Source organism: Shinella daejeonensis, assembly GCF_024281235.1.
GTDB lineage: Bacteria > Pseudomonadota > Alphaproteobacteria > Rhizobiales > Rhizobiaceae > Shinella > Shinella daejeonensis.
Genome location: NZ_JAHWXY010000015.1, coordinates 1 through 18,506, shown reverse-complemented (window position 1 = coordinate 18,506; position 18,506 = coordinate 1). Strand labels below are relative to the sequence as shown.

Below are 18,506 nucleotides of genomic sequence, written 5' to 3'. Positions count from 1 at the left end.
GAAAGAAGTGATCACAGGAAACTTCGGAATGGACGAGCGTAGAACCGGATCCGTTGTCATGATCGGCTTGTTCAGCAGCTTGATGCTGACAGGTTGTAGCGCGGAGGCGGAAGCGCCGACATCAGAAAGCGCCGCCGTCGCAATAAGTGTTTTGGAAACATCCGCAGGGCGCTACGAATTTACGCCGACCACATGCGGCATCCATAGCCAGGATGGTTTCGACGATATTGAAATCCAGGGGCCAGGGACGACACCGGATGGAGAAAAGTTCTTTTTCGAACTGTCGTCTACTGCAAATGCAATGACCATCGGCCTCGGCGTCGATGGCCCGTTCGCCAGTCCCGAGCGTCGGATCCAGGCCGGACGTGTCTATTCACAGGAGTTCACAATCGTGGCTTCCGGGAGACAGCTGTCCGTTGCCGGTCTGGTCTTGGTGGACGAAAATGGCGCATCTATCGATGACGGTGCTACACTAACCATCGATTGCGGCGCGCAGTAAGGAACAGGGTCTTGATTTCCTGCGAGGTTTAACACGTAGTTTTCGCCCAGAAATGAAAGCTTTCATGGATTGGGTTGCGTGTCTTGTAGCTGCCGACCAGTTCGGCATTGAAGCGGCGGCGATCTTTCAGCGTCACCGCGATCTCGCTCGCGCCGTCGACGACATGGTGGTTAGTGAGAATGTAACCCTTATCCGCGTCAACGATGACGCCGGACCCGGCGCTCATGCGGGGCCTTTGCTGTGGCATCTGAGACAGATCGAAGTAGCGTCGGAAGTAGGGATCGTTGAAGAGCGGGTTGGTTTCGGCAGACGCGCGAGACGCGACGGCGATGTTGACCACCGCGGGCGTGATCTCCTCCAGAACATCGGGCAACGAACGCTCGCCACGCACGCCGGATGCCACATCCTGTGCGGCAGCGGGCGGCACAGCGCCACCGGAAAATGACAATGCAAGGCACGTGACAAGGACGGCGACAATCTGCGGGGCGCGAGGCAGGCCGATGAACATTGTCGATCTCCCGATTTGGTTCCTTCGTGTTGGATGCGGCGATGCCGTCGCGCCGGAAGAGATCTTCCGCCGCCGGTCCTTCGCGCGTCTGGTTCGATTGGAAAGGAACCCCGCCCGGAGGCGAGGTTCCTGGATCATTGTGGCCGGCCGTCTCGCGAGAGGGCCGACACCTGCGCCGCCGCATGGAACATCAGCGCGGAGGCCGCTGTGCGCCGATCCCATCCAGCCATCACCAGTCTGTCGAGCAGAGATTCGAACAGCGGGGCCAATGCCGTGCGCGCTTCCGCATCGTGCGACAGGAACTCGGCCGGGGGATGATGCGGCACAGGTACATGGTCAAAGTCCGGCATGAGGCTCATGTCAGTCTCCGATCTATGCTTTGCTCCTGACCGCCCCCGACATGGGAGCGGTCACTTTCAGCGCGAGATGGTCAGAAGTCCATGCCGCCCGCTGGCATTGCCGGGGCTGCTTCCTTCTTCGGCTTCTCGGCGATCATCGCCTCGGTGGTCACCAGCAGGCCGGCGACAGACGCCGCGTCCTGTAAGGCAGTGCGCACCACCTTGGCCGGGTCTATGACCCCCTGTGCGAACAGGTCGCCATATTCGTCGGTCTGGGCATTCCAGCCGAAGGCGAAGTCGGCCTTCTCGCGCAGCTTGCCCACGATGATGGAGCCTTCGGCGCCGGCATTCTCGGCGATCTGGCGCACCGGCGCCTCGATTGCGCGGCGCACGATCTCGACGCCGTGTTTCTGGTCGACATTGTCGGTCTGGATACTGTCGAGAGCCTTCTGCGCACGCAGCAGCGCCACGCCGCCACCCGGCAAAATGCCTTCCTCGACCGCCGCGCGGGTGGCGTGCAGCGCGTCGTCGACGCGATCCTTCTTCTCCTTGACCTCGACCTCGGTCGCGCCACCGACGCGGATCACCGCGACGCCGCCGGCGAGCTTCGCCAGACGCTCCTGAAGCTTCTCGCGGTCGTAATCGGAGGTCGTCTCCTCGATCTGCGCCTTGATCTGCTTCACGCGGCCTTCGATCTCGGCCTTTGAACCGGCGCCATCGACGATGGTGGTATTCTCCTTCTCGATCACCACCTTCTTGGCGCGCCCGAGCATCTCCAGCGTGACATTTTCCAGCTTGATGCCGAGATCCTCACTGATCGCCGTGCCGCCGGTGAGGATTGCAATATCCTCCAGCATGGCCTTGCGGCGGTCGCCGAAGCCCGGCGCCTTGACAGCCGCAACCTTGAGCCCGCCGCGCAGACGGTTGACGACGAGCGTGGCCAGAGCCTCGCCCTCGACATCCTCGGCGATGATGACCAGCGGCTTGCCGGACTGGACGACCGCTTCGAGGACGGGAAGCATGGCCTGAAGGTTGGAGAGCTTCTTTTCATGAATAAGGACATAGGGATCCTCGAACTCGACCCGCATCTTGTCCTGATTGGTGATGAAGTAGGGCGAGAGATAACCGCGGTCGAACTGCATGCCCTCGACCACCTCGAGCTCGGTCTCGGCGGTCTTGGCTTCTTCGACGGTGATGACACCCTCATTGCCGACCTTATGCATGGCTTCGGCGAGGAAGCGACCGATCTCCGAATCGCCATTGGCCGAGATGGTTCCGACCTGGGCGATCTCGTCATTCTTCGAGATCTTCCGCGCATTGGCCTTGAGTTCGGCGACAACCGCATCCACGGCCTTGTCGATGCCGCGCTTCAGATCCATCGGGTTCATGCCGGAGGCGACGGCCTTGGCGCCTTCCTTGACGATGGCCTGCGCCAGAACAGTCGCGGTTGTGGTGCCGTCGCCGGCAAGGTCGTTGGTCTTCGACGCCACTTCGCGGACCATCTGGGCGCCCATGTTCTCGAACTTGTCCTCAAGCTCGATCTCCTTCGCGACCGACACGCCGTCCTTGGTGATGCGCGGCGCGCCGAACGACTTGTCGATGACGACATTGCGCCCCTTAGGGCCGAGCGTCACCTTCACCGCATTGGCGAGAATGTCGACGCCGCGCAGCATCTTCTCGCGGGCTTCGGTGTTGAACTTGACTTCCTTGGCAGCCATTGGATCACTCCTTCAATAGGCAGCTTTCATTGACTGGTTGATGGTCGAAGAATCCGTCAGGCGGCCTTCTTCAGTGCGGCGGTCTGTTCGATCACACCCATCACGTCGCTTTCCTTCATGATGAGCAGGTCTTCGCCGTCGAGCCGGATCTCGGTGCCGGACCATTTGCCGAACAAAATGCGGTCGCCGACCTTTACGTCGAGCTCAATGATCTTGCCCGCATCGTCGCGGGCACCGGGGCCGACCGCGATCACTTCGCCTTCGCTCGGCTTTTCCTTGGCGGTATCGGGAATGATGATGCCGCCTGCGGTTTTCTCGTCGGCTTCGATGCGGCGAACCAGGATACGGTCATGCAATGGACGGAACGTCATATCGTTCTCCTCAAGGACAAACAGATTTTGAGAGGTCCCTCCGCTCCGGCCCGGTGAGAGCCGGAGCGGGGCCGCGCAACCCTTGTCGGCGTCACGCGCGTATCGATCTGGTTTTGGCGATTTTCGATTTCAAGAGCGGAATGCAAAATTTTTGGCACTCGCAGCAGTTCACTGCTAGTGCGATGTAATCGCAGCCGAAATTGACACCATCGAGCATCCGGGCACTTGAAAAATTCGCTCGATTGGCCGAACTTCCTTCTGTGCCGTGCCGTGCCGTGCCGTGCCGTGCCGTGCCGTGCCGTGCCGTGCCGTGCCGTGCCGTGCCGTGCCGTGCCGTGCCGTGCCGTGCCGGGAGGTGCGGTCCGGAGTCCTGATCGAAACGGAGTTTTTGGAACGGCTGAAAACGGAAGGAGGACAGCGATGCGCCGAGCCGATTTTTCGACGATCATTCCCTCTCTCGCGCCACGAGCCGAAGACATTGCGCTCGACCGGCTCCTGTCGCCGGCGCGCCACTACAGGCATCCCGAGGATGTGCTGCGCGACGACACGCTCGAACGCAGCGAAAAGCGCGCCATTCTCTCGTCATGGGCATCCGACGCATGCGCGGTCGAATCGATGCCCGCACTGCGCCAGCCGCCGGGCGCAGAAAGCCCCATCCCATTCGATGTCATCATGGATGCGCTGCGGCGACTTGATCGCGACGACATCGGGGCGGACGATGCCGTATGCGGATCCGCAGACCATCACCATCGTCTTCACGCATGAAACGACAAAGGAGAGACATATGCCAGCGATCGTCAGTCGTGAATTCCGGATGCAGATGGAAGGCTACGGCCTGACCACAGCCGAAATCCACTATCACCTGCCGGATCACCCGAGCCTGTTGCAGGTCTATGTCTGGCAGGATTACGACCTCGCCCCGAAATTTCCCGAACTGCGCGGCTTTCTGGACTACTGGACCGAGACGCTGGAGGGCGCGCTGCACTCCGTGCGCGTCGCCCACCACCGTCTGATCCAGCCATCAGAATGGAAAGCCGTCGACGGGATCATATCCGTTCACTGAAGCCCGGCGGGAATTCCCTGATAGCTACCGAGAGTACCCCGAACTCGCGTGCGTCGTGCTCCCTGAACGAGGCCCGCTCGCATTGCAGCCTTCATGAAGCTCCGGCGCGCCTCCTTCGCAGAGCGCCATCCATCGAGTGCGTCCCGACAGGCAGCAATGGCATTCCGCCAACGACGTCCACGTGCCCAGTCCGGCCATTCGCGCTCAAGGCATTCCAGTGCTTCAAAACCTGTCGCCACCTTTCGGAGGCCAGTTTTTGGCATGCGCAGAATTACGGGTTCTTGGAACACGACATCAGACATCACTTCCTCCTTGTTTTCTGATCGTCTTTTAAGAGCAAGTAACTGATCGTTCTGTACGATCTCTTGTGATCTGGGCATACCGACGGGCCTCTTCAACCCTCCATCCGTATCTCAGTCAACGCCGTCATCATCAGGTTCAAGCAGATCGATGAGTTGGCTGACGCGTGTGTCCGGGAGCGGTCGCCCTTCGCCCATCAGCGCCTCGTCATTGTTAAGCCAGTTCCACGCTTCTCGCAGTTCATCAACACTCGCCCCGGTTGCGATAAGCCCCGCCGCCAGATCGTCGTCTATGGAGCCGAGCACTGAAACGATGTCGTCATAGGTCATGGCAGGCCTCCATTCATATTACCAACCAACTCATCACATGGTGTAGTTGTTCTCAAATTCCAACAGCCTGAAATAGCTGTAGAAATTTTCTGCCGTCACCCTCTTGAAACTCAGAGATGACGAAACCAGATCGATTGTGCGCCGCTGCCACTACGGGGCGGCGCCGGTTAAAAAAGCCGGACAATCTTGTACCCATGTTGCTTCAAGGAGGATGTGGCTATGAGAACCACTTTCGATTTTTCTCCCCTGTTCCGGTCGAGCATCGGCTTCGACCGTCTGGTCAATGCGCTGGAGGCAGCCAGCCGCGTCGAGAGCATCGACAATTGGCCTCCCTATGACATCGCAAAGACTGACGAAGACGACTACCGCATCACCATGGCGGTGGCCGGCTTCAGCGAAGACGAGCTTTCCATCACGCAGGAGCAGAACATGCTTCTCGTGGCGGGTAGCAAAGCCACCGACGAGAATGCGCAGTATCTGCATCGCGGCATTGCCGGACGCTCGTTCCAGCGTCGCTTCCAGCTCGCCGACCACGTGCGAGTTGAAGGCGCGACTCTCGTCAACGGCCTCCTGACAATCGATCTTCGGCGTGAGATCCCGGAGGAGATGAAGCCTCGTCGGATTGCGATCTCGTCGCAGGAGAAGACGATGCAGATTGAAGCCTCTTCGCACACCAACGAGCAGATCGCAGCCTGACGCTTTTGTCAGTCTACGGATCGCCAGCGCCGGGCCACGCGTCTGGCGCCATCGGCGAAGCTGTGTCCAATTGTTCAGAACAGAAGGAGAACAACCATGAGCGTACGTGACCTGATCCCCTGGGGTCGTGACACAAGCAGCAATCAGGCTCCCGCTGCCTATCGTGAAGAGGACCGCAGTCCGTTCCTGTCGCTGCACCGGGAAGTCAATCGCCTGTTCGATGATGTCTTTCGCTCGTTTGATCGAAACCTGCCAGCTTTTGACTCTCTGGCCTCCTTCGGACGGGGGTGGCCGAGCGTCGAGATCTCCGAGACTGAAAAGGAGATCCGCATAACCGCGGAAGTGCCAGGACTTGAGGAAAAGGACATTGAACTGGTTCTGGATGACGGTGTGTTGACGCTGCGCGGCGAAAAGCGATCTGAGACCGAGGACAAGGATAAGCAGTTCTCGGAACGCTTCTACGGCCGTTTCGAGCGCCGTATCCCGGTTGGAAGGGAAATCGTCGAGGACAAGATAGACGCCAGGTTCAGAAATGGCGTGCTGAGCCTCGTGCTTCCCAAGACCGAAAAGGCACAGTCGCAGGTAAAACGCATAGCGATCAAGAGCTGACGAGGGTTTCGGCGCCGGCGGGTTCGTTGCGCCCGTAGGCGTCGATCTTCACCGATCACGGAGGAAGAACCATGAACATTGCCGCAAGAAGGACATCAATGGCAGATGGTCCTGTCGACCGGGCCGTGCCGGGAGCCAACGACAATCGTCGCACGATGCTGTCAATGGGACGCTCCTTATTCCCCAGCGATGCCATGGCCCGGATCTACCGCCCATCTCGCTCGGCGACTACCAGTGCTCCGTCGCGCGATCAATGGAAGCTCGTGTTCGAGGCGCGCAGCCCGTCTTTTATCGAACCGCTCATGGGCTACACGGGCAGCCGGGACACACTGAAGCAGGTCGAGCTTAAGTTCCCGACGCTGGCGTCTGCGATCCGTTACGCGCAGCGGCAGGGTCTTTGCTATGTCGTGGACGTACCAAAGGATAAGGCTAGGATTACCATGGATAAGTCTGGAGAACAGCGAAACACATTCTCCGATGCGACGCTCGGCAAGCTTGGCCTCGTCGGGCTTTCGGACAAGTACCGTCGAGCCATGTCGAATGACGCCAATCGCAATGATGGGGATGGCGGCTGGGCTTCGCCGATGGATGTCGTGACTGACAACCGGCTCCCCCTTGATGCGAGGCGGTCGATCCTGATGAACTGGGCCTGGACCGAATTCCTGATCGATCAGGCCACCAACGAGGGCATGCCTGAGAACGGCCGCCCCTCGCGCCTTGATGAGGTCGAGCAGGCGCTGCTCGCTCTCGAAAGAGGCGTGGATGCCCAGTCGGCTGGTCCGGGGCATCTCGAAGCAGCATGAGGTGATTCCATGGATCCATTTGTCACGATCGATGCACAAAAGGTTCTGCCTAACAGGTTCGGGCTGGCTCTCGCAGGGGCCATGCGTTGTAGAGCGCTGAGGCGGGGCGATGAGCCTCGACTGGCGCTGGAAGGAATGACAACGCAGGATCTTGCGCTGCATGAGATTGCTGCGGGTGCTTTCACCGATGCGGAGCTTGCTCCGTTCCGTATCGGACAGCAGCCTGTGGGGCGTCTGCGCGCCCCACATCAGCAGTTGGGTGCCGGCTTCCCATCTCGTGACACCGGCACCTGCGTTCCGCCCGACAGGCGGACCGCTCATTGACGACGCATCAAACCGGAAAGGAGGAAAACGATGATGAAGACATTCGAAAACCGCTCTGCCTTTGATGTTGTGAATATTGCCGCCGGCCTCGGACTGGCCATAACGCCATGGATTCTGGGTTATGCGGCTCTAACGACTGCGGCCTGGAACGCATGGCTTGTAGGAGCGGCGATCGCCGTTGTTGCATGCATTGCGCTGTTCGCGTTCAGCGAATGGCAACAGTGGGTTAACACGGCATTAGGCGTCTGGTCGGTCGCGGCGCCATGGGTGTTGCCATTCTCGACCAACAGCAGCGCGACGATCTCCCATGTCGTCGTCGGCCTGATCGTGGCTGCTGCTGCGGGCTACAGCCTTTGGAAAGGCTCCGACAAACCGTTCTCAACGGCCTGACCGAGGGGCCCGGCTCTGCCGGGCCCTTTCACGTTGATCTGCCTCAAACGAGGACAGGGTGGTCTGGCTAAAGTGATGTCGGTAGGGGCGGCGTGCCCCACGCAGATGCATGGCGATAGAGAATGGACAAGAAGACGCAGTTCAATATCTGGTACTGGATCGCGGCCTTTCTCGGCCTGATGGTCTTCCAGTACCTCTTCGCGGCGGCGACGCAAGTCGCGCAAATTCCCTACAGCGAGTTCCAGACCTATCTTACGCAGGGGCGCATCGCCGAGGTCGCCGTCTCCGACCGCTTCATCCAGGGTCGCTTCACCGAACCGGTGGACGGCCGGCCGATGTTCATCACCACCCGCGTCGAGCCCGATCTGGCGCGCGATCTCCAGCAGCACGACGTCGTCGTCACCGGCCAGGTCGAGAGCACCTTCCTGCGCGACCTCCTGTCGTGGGTCGTTCCCGTCGCGCTGTTCGTCGGGTTGTGGATGTTCATCTTGAGGCGAATGGGCGGCGGCATGGGCGGCGGCCTGATGCAGATCGGCAAGTCCAAGGCCAAAGTCTATGTGCAGACGGACACCGGCGTGACCTTCGCCGACGTCGCCGGCGTCGACGAGGCCAAGGCCGAGTTGCAGGAGATCGTCGATTTCCTGAAGGACCCGGAGGAGTACGGCCGGCTCGGCGGGCGAATGCCCAAGGGCGTGCTTCTAGTCGGCCCGCCCGGCACCGGCAAGACGCTGCTCGCGAGAGCGGTGGCCGGCGAGGCGGGCGTGCCCTTCTTCTCCATCTCCGGCTCCGAATTCGTCGAGATGTTCGTCGGCGTCGGCGCCGCGCGCGTTCGTGACCTGTTCGAGCAGGCGCGCGCCAAGGCGCCGGCCATCATCTTCATCGACGAGCTCGACGCGCTCGGCCGCGCCCGCGGCATCGGTCCGATGGCCGGCGGCCACGACGAGAAGGAGCAGACGCTCAACCAGCTTCTGGTCGAGCTCGACGGCTTCGACCCGTCGAGCGGGCTGGTGCTGCTCGCCGCCACCAACCGGCCGGAGATCCTCGACCCGGCGCTGCTGCGCGCTGGGCGCTTCGACCGGCAGGTCCTGGTCGACCGGCCGGACAAGCAGGGCCGCATCGCCATCCTGCATGTCCACATGAAGAAGGCAAAGCTCGCGCGGGACGTGTCGCCGGAGCAGATCGCGGCGCTGACGCCCGGCTTCACCGGCGCGGACCTCGCCAACCTCGTCAACGAGGCGACTCTGCTCGCCACCCGCCGCAAGGCCGACGCGGTGACGATGGAGGATTTCAACAACGCCATCGAGCGCATCATCGCCGGGCTGGAGAAGCGCAACCGCCTGCTCAACCCCAGGGAGCGCGAGATCGTCGCCTATCACGAGATGGGCCATGCGCTCGTCGCCATGGCGCTGCCGGGCGTCGATCCCGTGCACAAGGTGTCGATCATCCCGCGCGGCATCGGCGCGCTCGGCTACACCATCCAGCGTCCGACCGAGGACCGCTTCCTGATGACGCGCCAGGAGCTTGCGAACAAGATGGCGGTGCTGCTCGGCGGCCGCGCCGCCGAGTGGATCGTCTTCGAGCATCTTTCCACCGGCGCGGCCGACGACCTCGTCAAGGTCACCGACATTGCCCGCGCCATGGTCACGCGCTACGGCATGACCGAACGGCTGGGCCATGTGGCGCTGGAGAAGGACCGCCGCTCGTTCCTGATCACGGACCAGCCCTATTACGGGCCGCAGGAGCGCGACTATTCCGACGAGACCGCGGCGGCCGTAGACGAAGAGGTCAAACGTATCGTCGAGGAAACGTTTGGGCGTACCGTAGCGCTGCTTCAGGAACGCCGCGAAATCCTTGAGAAATCGTCGAGACTGCTGTTGGAGCGCGAGACTTTAGGCGAGGAAGAGTTGCGGGAAATTCTGAGAAAATATGTTAAGAGTAGGAGCGGTAATTGATCTGAGGAAAGTTTGATTATCTATTGCAAATGTCTTTTCGACGCTATTCAGGGCGGGTGGTTGAATTCCGGTCAGACGAGATCGAGCGCCTCCAGGAAGAGATAGCGCGTGCACATGGCTTCGAAATCGTGAGTCACAGGCTGGAACTCTATGTCAGGCCGCTGAAGAAGCGCCGCAGGCAGCGGCGCGAAATGCGTGGCAGCAAACCAGACGGATGAGTTAAAATCACCTCCCTGCCTTACTGCCTGCCCCAGCGGCGCAAGGAGCTTTGCAAAGACGAGATCAGAGCCTGCTGTCTGAGCCGGCTGATTTCTTCCGCGTCCATGTTGACCCCACGCTGCTCGGAGGCAGCAGCATTCTCATTGCAGTTTTGGGCTCTGGTGCAATCAGTATCCTGGACGGGATTTGCCGGTCCAGGGGGTGCAACGAACGAATCTCCAAGCAAACGCTGCACGACCCGTGTGCGAAAAAGAAGCGCGCCCAAGGCCAACGTCGAACGTTACGATGGCCTGCGTGTCCGGATCGTGGGAGGTCGTCATGCGTCATGATCCTGCCAGCGCCGCCGTCGTCATCATGCTGCGTAGCCTGAAGATGTATGGCATGGCCCAAGCGGTCACCGACCTGATCGAGCAAGGAGCACCAGCCTTCGATGCGGCCGTGCCGATCCTGTCTCAGTTGCTGAAAGCCGAGATGGCCGAGCGCGAGGTTCGCTCGATTGCCTATCATATGAAGGCTGCACGCTTCCCAGCCTACAAGGATATCTCTGGCTACGACTTCGCCGCCAGCGAGATCAACGAGGCGACAGTGCGCCAACTGCATCGATACGAGTTCATGGACGGAGCGCAGAATATCGTGCTTGTCGGCGGGCCCGGAACAGGAAAAACACATGTCGCGACCGCCCTCGGTGTTCAGGCTATCGAGCACCATCGCCGAAAGGTCCACTTCTTCTCGACCATCGAATTGGTCAACGCTCTCGAGCAGGAAAAGGCCAAAGGAAAGGCAGGCCAGATCGCCGAGACGCTGGTCCGTCTCGATCTGCTGATCCTCGATGAACTCGGATACCTTCCGTTCAGTGCTTCCGGCGGAGCGCTGCTCTTCCACCTGCTGAGCAAGCTCTATGAGCGCACCAGCGTCGTCATCACCACCAACCTCAGCTTCAGCGAATGGGCAACCGTCTTCGGCGACGCCAAGATGACGACAGCTTTGCTCGATCGCCTGACCCACTGTTGCCACATCCTGGAAACCGGTAACGACAGCTTCCGCTTCAAGGCCAGCTCGTCCGCAGCAGCGCAGAAGAGAGGAGAAAAGGCCAATCCCTTGACCAAACCCTGATCAGAAAACCATACTCGGAGGTGGCTCACTTCTCGGTGGAAAAACCGGCTCAGTTCTGCGTGGAAACCAACAGTGTAACAATTCTGAAAGCGGACAATTTTCGCAATCGGGAGTGCGAATGCAACCGCCGTCTTCATACCCATTTTGATACAGTCCTCAAAGGGCTTTATCCTTAATGTAATTTGCGACAGGTTCTTCGTCGCGTGAGCCGGAGCTTTTATCCAATCCTCTGGAGGGAGACGATCGTAAATCAGATAATCAGCTGCACTTGCCAATTGATTTGTCTTGATCGATGCGAACTGGGATGATCTGCGCTTCTTTCTGGGTGTGATCCGAGCGTTCACATTGAGCAATCAGCCATCAGTTGGTGACTTGACTACCGAAAATACGGCCGATCTATCGCACCAATTCAATCTCGGCCGCGATTGCCGCGGCTAGGGCCGGGATCGACTTTGCGCCGCTGCCTTGCGCCGTAGCCGACCGCACCCTCGACCTTTTCCGAACCGCCATGTTTCCGGAAGATTTCCGGCTCGATCTGTGGCTGCTGACCCATGAGGGTCTGCGCAACACCACCCGTGTTCGTGCCTTCATGGACTTCATGGCTGATGCGCTGGCCACCGACGCCGACCTGCTGGAGGGCCGTCGTCCGCAGGCTGGTCCTCTCCCGACAACCACGCCATGATTCCTCCGTTATCTCTCTTGCGGGGTGCGGTCTTGTGGACACCACTTGCGATATGAGGCAACGACGAGGGCGTGTTTCGGCAGTCACCTGTCTGTTTCATTGCCCCATTACAGGTACAATGATCGCATACGCCCTTTCAGGGCGTCTGGCGAGTCCCGGAAATCGCGAGCGTCACGGAGACATCATGCCCGCCAATGACACGCTGAAGGCCGTGGCCCTAAGCCGACGACAAGGCACGCCCGGCGAGGTTCTGGCCGCTTTCCTGAAACTGGGCCTGACCTCCTACGGCGGACCGATCGCGCATCTGGGCTATTTCCGCGAGGAATTCGTTGCCCGGCGCGGCTGGATCGACGATCGTGGCTATGCCGATCTGGTTGCGCTGTGTCAATTCCTTCCGGGACCGGCATCCAGCCAGGTCGGCTTCGCATTGGGCTTGCAGCGTGCCGGGCCGACGGGCGCGCTCGCTGCCTGGGCGGCCTTTACCTTGCCTTCCGCCCTGCTTCTGATGCTGTTCGCACTCGGTGCGGCGGCGTTTTCAGGCCCGCTCGGCAGCTGGGTATTGCACGGGCTGAAACTCGTCGCGGTGGCCATCGTGGCGCAGGCGGTCTGGGGGATGGCGCGCACGCTCTGTCCCGACCGTTCACGCCAGACGATCGCGCTCGCCGCCGTCCTGATGGTGGTGCTGATCGGGGGCACGACGGGTCAGTTGGGTGCAATCCTGCTCGGTGGGCTCGCCGGGCTCCGGCTTTGCCGCAACACGGGGGGAGTTTCGGGTGAAGCGCTGCATTTCCCGGTCTCGCGGCAGGCGGGAATAATCGCGCTGGCCCTGTTCTTCATCCTGATCTTCGGCTTACCGCTGGCGGCGGCGATGTTTCCCGCGCAGTGGCTGGCGATGATCGACGCCTTCTATCGCGCCGGTGCGCTGGTGTTCGGCGGCGGCCACGTGGTCTTGCCTTTGCTGGAAGCCGAAGTGGTTCGCCCGGGCTGGGTCACGCCCGATGCGTTCCTAGCCGGCTATGGCGCGGCCCAGGCGGTGCCGGGGCCGCTGTTCACCTTCGCCGCCTATCTCGGAATGCTGCTCGAACCCGGCCCGAACGGGATCGTCGGCGTGACACTTGCCCTTCTTGCGATCTTCCTGCCGGGCTTCTTGCTGCTTGTCGGCGCGTTGCCGTTCTGGAACACGCTGCGCGCACGCTCCGGCGTGCGGGCGCCGATGGCGGGGGCGAACGCCGCGGTAGTTGGCATTCTGGGCGCCGCGCTCTACGATCCGCTCTGGACCAGCGCGGTCGGGTCGCCCCGCGACTTTGCGCTGGCGCTGTCCTGTTTCGTCGCCCTGATGAGCTGGAAGTTCCCGCCATGGCTCGTGGTGCTGATTGCGGCTGCCGGCGGCGCGATCCTGGGGGTAAGCTCGATGCCGTGATGGAAAAGGAATAACGGAACCCGATCGACCGGGCGAATCACGCCAGCCCATCCGGCGCGTCATCGCCGGTCTCCCCAGCCATTGCCGCCGTCGCGGCACAGCCAGGAACATAATTTGCAAATCGACCTTTCCTCCGACCGCTTCATGACGGCATTGACCGGCATCACGCTTGCCGGGATGGCGCTTGCGACCGTCGATGCCTTTTTGAACCCCGGCCCTTGGGGACCAATTGGCCACGCGCTGGTCTATCTGGCCGGCGGCGTGCCGACGGCGGTGCGGGCCCTAAACGCCCTCTGGCGCGAGCGGGTTCTCGACATCGATCTTCTGATGATTGTGGCCGCCCTTGCCGCCGCTGCCGTGGGCGCTGCGCTCGAAGGGGCCGTGCTGCTGACGCTCTTCAGCCTGTCGACCACGTTGGAGCAGCGGGCGATGGGCCGGGCGCGCCATGCCGTCGAGGCGCTGATGGCGCTGCGTCCTGACACCGCGCTCAAGCGCACTCCTGACGGCACCGTCACGGAAGTTCCGGTGGGCGATCTCGTGGCCGGCGACATGGTGGTGCTGCGCCCCGGCGCGCGCGTGCCGGCCGATGGCGAGATCGTCGAGGGAGAGGGATCGCTCGACGAGGCGACGATCACCGGCGAATCGATGCCGGTCGGCAAAAGCCCCGGTGCAAAAGTGTTCGAGGCCACGGTGAACCTCAACGCCGTGCTGGCGGTGCGCGTCACCCGCCCGGTCGCGGAAAGCACCGTGGCGCGGATGATCGCACTGGTGACCGAGGCGCAGGCGGCGCGCGCGCCGTCCGAACGGTTCAGCGCCTGGTTCGGCCAGCGCTATACCATCGCGGTTCTGGCGGGCGCGGTGGCCGCCTTCGCGATCTTCCTGACGCTCGGCTGGACGATGCAGGATGCGCTTTATCGCGCCGCGACGCTGCTGGTCGCGGCCAGCCCCTGCGCGGTGGTGATATCGGTTCCGGCCGCAATCCTCTCGGCGCTGGCGGCGGCCGCGCGCGGCGGCGTGCTGTTCAAGGGCGGCGCGGCGCTGGAGACGTTGGCCGAGGTCGATATATTTGCCTTCGACAAGACCGGTACGCTAACCACTGGCAAGGCCGAGGTGACGCAGGTCGTGACGCGGGAACCCGAAGAGCGGTTCCTATCATTGATCGCCGGTCTCGAGGCGCATTCCGAGCACCCGATTGCCGGTGCCATCCGCCGCCACATCGACGAAAAAGGCATAACCGCCGCCGAGGTGCGCGATGTGGAAACTGTTCCCAGTGAGGGGATTACGGGGGAGGATGCCGTGGGCCCGCTCTGGGCCGGCAATCCGCGGATGGCCGCACGTATGGGCGCATCGCTCGACGCACCCGAATATGCACAATTGACGGACGGCAGCCAGACCGTGGTGTGGCTAGGGCGGGGAGATCGGGTCTCTGGGGCGCTCACCGTCGCCGACCGTCCGCGCGCGACCTCGGCCGCGGGATTGGCTGCGCTCAGAGCGGCTGGGGTGGGCACCATCGCCATGATGACCGGCGACCGGCGCTCTGTCGGCTTGCGGATCGCCGCGGAGCTCGAACTGGAAGCAAAGGACGTCCATGCCGACCTGTTGCCCAAGGACAAGGTCCGGCTGGTGGGCGAACTGGCGAGGAATGGGAAAGTCGCCTTTGTCGGCGACGGGGTGAACGACGCCGCCGCGCTGGCGCGCGCCGATGTCGGCATCGCCATGGGCGCGGCGGGCAGCGATGTCGCGTTGCAGGCGGCCGATGTCGCGCTGCTGTCGGAGGACATGGCGCGTCTTGCCGCCGCGCATTTTCTGGCGCGGCGTACCCGGCGGATCATCCGCCAGAACCTCGCCTTCGCCATCGGCATGATGCTGCTTCTGGTCGCATCAAGCCTGTTCTTCGCCCTGCCGCTGCCGCTCGCGGTTCTGGGGCATGAGGGCGGGACGGTGCTGGTGGTGCTGAATGGTCTCAGGCTGCTCGCCGACCCGATCCGGGCGCGCAGTGCCACCTCACTGCGATGCCAACCCGACGCCGGCCCAGTAGAGCCGTCATACCAGTCAGGGGTTTTACCGGATGACGGCTATCCCGCTCGAAGCGCGCGTAAATGAGGAAACCGACCGATCTTCAGCAGGTGTCGATTGCCAGTCAAGAACCTGTCGTGCGAATTGCGCCCGAAGGGCTCTTCCAGACGGACCATTTCGCCGGAGGGTCCAACCGAGTGCGGTATCCAGTTCGACCTGCGTCTTCATGACTGCACCCATCGCGCCATGATGCGCCAAAGCGACAGGCTAACTGGGTCAAACTGCGTTCACGGCCGTTGACAGCGTTAACGAGGACTAGGGAGGGAAATAGCGTAGGTGTAGTTCTTCGGCCCGGCAGGCATCGTGGTGCCACCTGCCGGAACGGGAGGGATTCGAACGCAAGGGATCGCTCCTCTTTTTTCGCAAGCGAAGAAAACTCATGAACAGGAAGTTCACATCCAGAGCCTCGACCTCAGGCATCCCCACTAAAGCGCGCCTTAGAGGGCTATAGAGTAGATGTAGTTGTCATCTTCACCCGGTGCGGCGCGCCACTTCCTTTCGCTAAATAACTGATGGAACTGCGCTTTTTCGAGCGCTTCTTTTCGCCTTCCCCCAATAGTTCCCCCAATGCGTTTCGGAAGGTGGCAAATCTCGCTGGACGGCGCAGGACGAATGCCGGTCTGATTTCAGCGCCAGACAAAAAAATCCCAATTCGGTCATATCTTGCGTGATGCTCCCCGCGCCGGTCCCCGAGCGGTCGCAAAAGTCTGGAACCACCCCCCGGGGGTATGGGGTCACGCCGCATCGGTTTCGGCTCCACGCTTGCGGTAGGCCAGCAGGCAATGCGCCTTGCAATATGGCTTTGTCCCTTCGGTTCGCTGACCACAGAAAAGGTGCAGCTCGGCCGGCTTGGCATCGTTCACTGGCCACCGGCAGGCGTAGCGTGACAGATCGGCAAGAGGCAGAGAGGATCGAGAAGGGGAAGGCTGGTGCATCATTGCGTCACCTCCTGCACACTATCCCATTCGCTCGAGGCTTGATCGATGCAGAGGCGGGCCAGCCGGAGCCGTGCCGCGTTCACCTCTGCCCATCGTGGTTGCCGTCGCCGCTTCCTCGCACTGGACACAAGACGGCCAGTGAATAGAAGCAGCTCGCATGAAGGAATGAGCGGAACGCAGGCGGCAAGGTCGCCGTCGTCGGCCACCGGGATATCGCCTTCCACGTTGAGCGCATCATAGTCAGGAAAGTGCAGCACGCGGCCATCAGTCAATCGGACGCTGCTCATGCCCGCACACTCTCGCTGATACGGCGCATCATTTCCAAGTCGTCACGAACCTGCCTCGCCAGATGGTAGCCACTGATGAGGACCCGGGCGAGGTCGCCAGCGAGGTTCGGCCCGTCGTCATCCGTCATACGCTCGGCCACGAATGAGCAGACGGACAAGAGCGACACCACGTCATGCGACAGGGCGATTTGCTCCTCGGTAACTTTCGGCATGGCTTCGCCAGCGGCCGGAACGGTGGTGTTCGGCATTGGTCATCTCTCCGATTTCGATTTTGTTTCGCTCGTTATCGAACTGATAACTACTTATCACTAGACAATGACTGATAGCAAGTGCATCAGTGATAAAAAGTTATCAGAGGGCAGAGGATGAAAATGCTTATCAAGGCGGGCCGGGATTTGCTTGGCATGACACAGGCGGAATTATGCGAGAAGGCAGGCGTTCCGCTCATCACACTACGGCGGATTGAGGGGAAGCCAGACCATGCCGGCCTTGTGTCGCAAGACACGGTAGAAAAAGTCAAAGCAGCGCTAGAAGCGCAGGGTGTCCAGTTCCTTGAGGATGGACAGGTGGCAAACGGCCCGGGCGTGGCGTTGAAAAGGCAAGCCAAATGACAGAACCGGAGCGGAAGTTTGCAATAAAGCTATCTCCGAATGTCCGGCTGCGCATGACTTTCGAAAGAGAGATGTTGCTTGACGACGATGGCACCGTTTTCAACGATACCCTTCATCAAAAGTATTTGGAGATGCACAGCCGAACTTTGGCGAAACAGGAGGCTCTGTTGAAAACCGCGCTTTTAAGTGATGGCTTATTGGCGCTCTTGCTCTTCGGGAAAAATGTCACCATCCCGGGAACATCGATTGGATTTCAGGATCTACCGGCAGCGGTCGAGGTTCTGACCGTATTCGCCTCATTTAGCTTCATGGTCCTTTCGTTGGCCTTTATGAATGCCCAAGCCTATCAGGCAATATGCGAGCAATTCACCATCAGATTGGCCGCAAAAAAAGGAATTGACCCGGATTTCATCTCGTCAGCTTACACATCGACAGAGCTTTACATCAAGCTTTTCCGCCCCAAGATGAATATATTTGGGGAGGATTTTTTTGTCGCCGGTCGCGGGTATAAGGCCTTCTACTCCAGCCTTTCAGTTTTGCTTTCTATGGCTATGCTCAGCGTACTTCTGCTTCATATGTCGGTCGTCGGATACGGCGTGTGGAAAAGCCTCGCGTTTAACTGGATATCGATCCTTTTTTGCCTATCGGTCTCTCTAATGAATTTGGCAGCCATTCTCGTAAACGTGGCGCCATCGTTTGACTTCACTGTAAAGCAGGAAGCACCGAAACAGTCAGATTGACTTTGCGCCTTGGCTACATGAGGCTCTGCCTGGACGTTTGGGGAAGGACTGAACGAGGCTAGGAAGCCCTTCGTTCAGTTGAGGTGGAAAAACATGGCCAGAGCACTGAAACCAGAATTTCGAAAGGCAACGAAACCCGCGTTGGCAACAGCCACAAGCGTTACCTCATTTCTCACTGAGATTTACAAGCTCCAAGCCGTAGAAGGCGTCCGGTGCTTTAGAGGCGAGGCTGATGCTTCATGGAAACTGATGCCGTCAGTGATGCGCGGTCTCCGTCCCGATGCTGAAAACAACATCATCAGCGAGCTGATGGCGGAAGCACCGGCAGATTTTGCGGACGATAAAACCATGTTTGGTCGCTTGGTTCGTGCGCAGCATTACGGACTTCCTACCCGGCTTCTGGATGTCTCACTCAATCCCTTGGTTGGCTTATTCTTTGCCTGCTCAGATGAACCGCCCCGGCTTTGCCGGAGACCCCAACTCGTGAGAAGTAGGGTCTATGACAAGCAAGACGACGAAC

The 18,506-nt window shown here is 60.7% G+C and carries 22 protein-coding genes and 3 pseudogenes; 16 read left to right on the top strand and 9 right to left on the bottom strand.

Annotated features, from left to right (window positions below):
- Positions 1–28: 28 nt before the first annotated feature.
- Positions 29–499 carry a hypothetical protein gene (locus KYK29_RS20940; protein ID WP_193731088.1) on the top strand — a complete coding sequence of 157 codons (471 nt, stop codon included), beginning with the start codon at positions 29–31 and terminating at the stop codon, positions 497–499.
- 88 nt (positions 500–587) lie between these two features.
- Here KYK29_RS20940 and KYK29_RS20935 read toward each other — a convergent pair.
- The 4 genes and pseudogenes from KYK29_RS20935 to KYK29_RS20920 all read right to left on the bottom strand — a co-directional run.
- Positions 588–1,007: pseudogene (locus KYK29_RS20935) on the bottom strand (trypsin-like peptidase domain-containing protein); the annotation flags it as partial.
- 134 nt (positions 1,008–1,141) lie between these two features.
- Positions 1,142–1,366, bottom strand: coding sequence for a hypothetical protein (locus KYK29_RS20930; protein ID WP_254692840.1), 225 nt, complete (start codon positions 1,364–1,366; stop codon positions 1,142–1,144).
- Positions 1,367–1,437: 71 nt separating this feature from the next.
- Positions 1,438–3,063 carry a chaperonin GroEL gene (groL, locus tag KYK29_RS20925; RefSeq protein ID WP_254692839.1) on the bottom strand — a complete coding sequence of 542 codons (1,626 nt, stop codon included), beginning with the start codon at positions 3,061–3,063 and terminating at the stop codon, positions 1,438–1,440.
- A 56-nt stretch (positions 3,064–3,119) separates the two neighbouring features.
- The gene (locus KYK29_RS20920) at positions 3,120–3,434 is read right to left on the bottom strand and encodes a co-chaperone GroES (RefSeq protein ID WP_254692838.1); all 315 of its coding nucleotides are present in this window, start codon (positions 3,432–3,434) and stop codon (positions 3,120–3,122) included.
- 420 nt (positions 3,435–3,854) lie between these two features.
- On the opposite strand from KYK29_RS20920, the gene KYK29_RS20915 reads away from it, so the two are divergent.
- Positions 3,855–4,199, top strand: coding sequence for a hypothetical protein (locus KYK29_RS20915; protein WP_183824455.1), 345 nt, complete (start codon positions 3,855–3,857; stop codon positions 4,197–4,199).
- Positions 4,200–4,218: 19 nt separating this feature from the next.
- Entirely contained in the window at positions 4,219–4,497 is a 279-nt protein-coding gene (locus tag KYK29_RS20910; protein WP_109708007.1) for an usg protein, read from the top strand.
- Here KYK29_RS20910 and KYK29_RS20905 read toward each other — a convergent pair.
- Together KYK29_RS20905 and KYK29_RS20900 are read right to left on the bottom strand one after the other, a co-directional pair.
- A complete protein-coding gene (locus KYK29_RS20905; protein WP_084496545.1) occupies positions 4,491–4,799 on the bottom strand; it encodes a DUF982 domain-containing protein in 309 nt (102 codons plus the stop codon). The genes KYK29_RS20910 and KYK29_RS20905 overlap by 7 nt on opposite strands.
- A gap of 111 nt (positions 4,800–4,910) precedes the next feature.
- The gene (locus KYK29_RS20900; RefSeq protein ID WP_035029037.1) at positions 4,911–5,126 is read right to left on the bottom strand and encodes a hypothetical protein; all 216 of its coding nucleotides are present in this window, start codon (positions 5,124–5,126) and stop codon (positions 4,911–4,913) included.
- Positions 5,127–5,345: 219 nt separating this feature from the next.
- On the opposite strand from KYK29_RS20900, the gene KYK29_RS20895 reads away from it, so the two are divergent.
- The 10 genes and pseudogenes from KYK29_RS20895 (at position 5,346) to KYK29_RS20850 (ending at position 15,437) form a co-directional block, all read left to right on the top strand.
- Positions 5,346–5,822 (top strand): Hsp20 family protein, encoded by a 477-nt coding sequence (locus KYK29_RS20895; RefSeq protein WP_254692837.1) that lies wholly within the window; start codon positions 5,346–5,348, stop codon positions 5,820–5,822.
- A gap of 96 nt (positions 5,823–5,918) precedes the next feature.
- The gene (locus KYK29_RS20890; protein ID WP_254692836.1) at positions 5,919–6,431 is read left to right on the top strand and encodes an Hsp20/alpha crystallin family protein; all 513 of its coding nucleotides are present in this window, start codon (positions 5,919–5,921) and stop codon (positions 6,429–6,431) included.
- 98 nt (positions 6,432–6,529) lie between these two features.
- Positions 6,530–7,234 carry an NADH dehydrogenase ubiquinone Fe-S protein 4 gene (locus KYK29_RS20885; RefSeq protein ID WP_254692864.1) on the top strand — a complete coding sequence of 235 codons (705 nt, stop codon included), beginning with the start codon at positions 6,530–6,532 and terminating at the stop codon, positions 7,232–7,234.
- 354 nt (positions 7,235–7,588) lie between these two features.
- Positions 7,589–7,948 (top strand): SPW repeat protein, encoded by a 360-nt coding sequence (locus tag KYK29_RS20880; RefSeq protein WP_035029026.1) that lies wholly within the window; start codon positions 7,589–7,591, stop codon positions 7,946–7,948.
- A 122-nt stretch (positions 7,949–8,070) separates the two neighbouring features.
- Positions 8,071–9,900 carry an ATP-dependent zinc metalloprotease FtsH gene (gene ftsH, locus KYK29_RS20875; RefSeq protein ID WP_254692835.1) on the top strand — a complete coding sequence of 610 codons (1,830 nt, stop codon included), beginning with the start codon at positions 8,071–8,073 and terminating at the stop codon, positions 9,898–9,900.
- A 47-nt stretch (positions 9,901–9,947) separates the two neighbouring features.
- Positions 9,948–10,118 (top strand): annotated as a pseudogene (locus KYK29_RS20870) (transcriptional repressor); the annotation flags it as partial.
- A gap of 319 nt (positions 10,119–10,437) precedes the next feature.
- Positions 10,438–11,232, top strand: a complete 795-nt coding sequence (gene istB / locus KYK29_RS20865) for an IS21-like element helper ATPase IstB (RefSeq protein WP_254692834.1) — start codon at positions 10,438–10,440, stop codon at positions 11,230–11,232.
- A 385-nt stretch (positions 11,233–11,617) separates the two neighbouring features.
- Positions 11,618–11,914, top strand: a complete 297-nt coding sequence (locus tag KYK29_RS20860) for a LysR substrate-binding domain-containing protein (protein WP_367881014.1) — start codon at positions 11,618–11,620, stop codon at positions 11,912–11,914.
- 184 nt (positions 11,915–12,098) lie between these two features.
- Positions 12,099–13,334 (top strand): chromate efflux transporter, encoded by a 1,236-nt coding sequence (gene chrA / locus KYK29_RS20855; RefSeq protein ID WP_254692833.1) that lies wholly within the window; start codon positions 12,099–12,101, stop codon positions 13,332–13,334.
- Positions 13,335–13,448: 114 nt separating this feature from the next.
- Entirely contained in the window at positions 13,449–15,437 is a 1,989-nt protein-coding gene (locus KYK29_RS20850; RefSeq protein WP_254692832.1) for a heavy metal translocating P-type ATPase, read from the top strand.
- A gap of 707 nt (positions 15,438–16,144) precedes the next feature.
- Here the strand turns inward: KYK29_RS20850 and KYK29_RS20845 are convergent.
- The 3 genes from KYK29_RS20845 to KYK29_RS20835 are packed head-to-tail and all read right to left on the bottom strand — an operon-like array spanning position 16,145 to position 16,883.
- Positions 16,145–16,345 (bottom strand): GcrA family cell cycle regulator, encoded by a 201-nt coding sequence (locus tag KYK29_RS20845; RefSeq protein ID WP_254692862.1) that lies wholly within the window; start codon positions 16,343–16,345, stop codon positions 16,145–16,147.
- A complete protein-coding gene (locus KYK29_RS20840) occupies positions 16,345–16,635 on the bottom strand; it encodes a hypothetical protein (RefSeq protein WP_254692831.1) in 291 nt (96 codons plus the stop codon). The genes KYK29_RS20845 and KYK29_RS20840 overlap by 1 nt, the downstream gene beginning before the upstream one ends.
- A complete protein-coding gene (locus tag KYK29_RS20835; RefSeq protein WP_254692830.1) occupies positions 16,632–16,883 on the bottom strand; it encodes a hypothetical protein in 252 nt (83 codons plus the stop codon). The genes KYK29_RS20840 and KYK29_RS20835 overlap by 4 nt, the downstream gene beginning before the upstream one ends.
- Before the next feature lie 117 nt (positions 16,884–17,000).
- On the opposite strand from KYK29_RS20835, the gene KYK29_RS20830 reads away from it, so the two are divergent.
- The 3 genes and pseudogenes from KYK29_RS20830 to KYK29_RS22585 form a co-directional block, all read left to right on the top strand.
- The gene (locus KYK29_RS20830) at positions 17,001–17,246 is read left to right on the top strand and encodes a helix-turn-helix domain-containing protein (protein WP_254692829.1); all 246 of its coding nucleotides are present in this window, start codon (positions 17,001–17,003) and stop codon (positions 17,244–17,246) included.
- On the top strand, positions 17,243–17,986 hold the full coding sequence (locus tag KYK29_RS20825) for a hypothetical protein (RefSeq protein WP_254692828.1): 744 nt from the start codon (positions 17,243–17,245) through the stop codon (positions 17,984–17,986). Before KYK29_RS20830 ends, KYK29_RS20825 begins: the two co-directional genes overlap by 4 nt.
- A 93-nt stretch (positions 17,987–18,079) precedes the next feature.
- Positions 18,080–18,379, top strand: a pseudogene (locus tag KYK29_RS22585) (FRG domain-containing protein); the annotation flags it as partial.
- Positions 18,380–18,506: the final 127 nt, after the last annotated feature.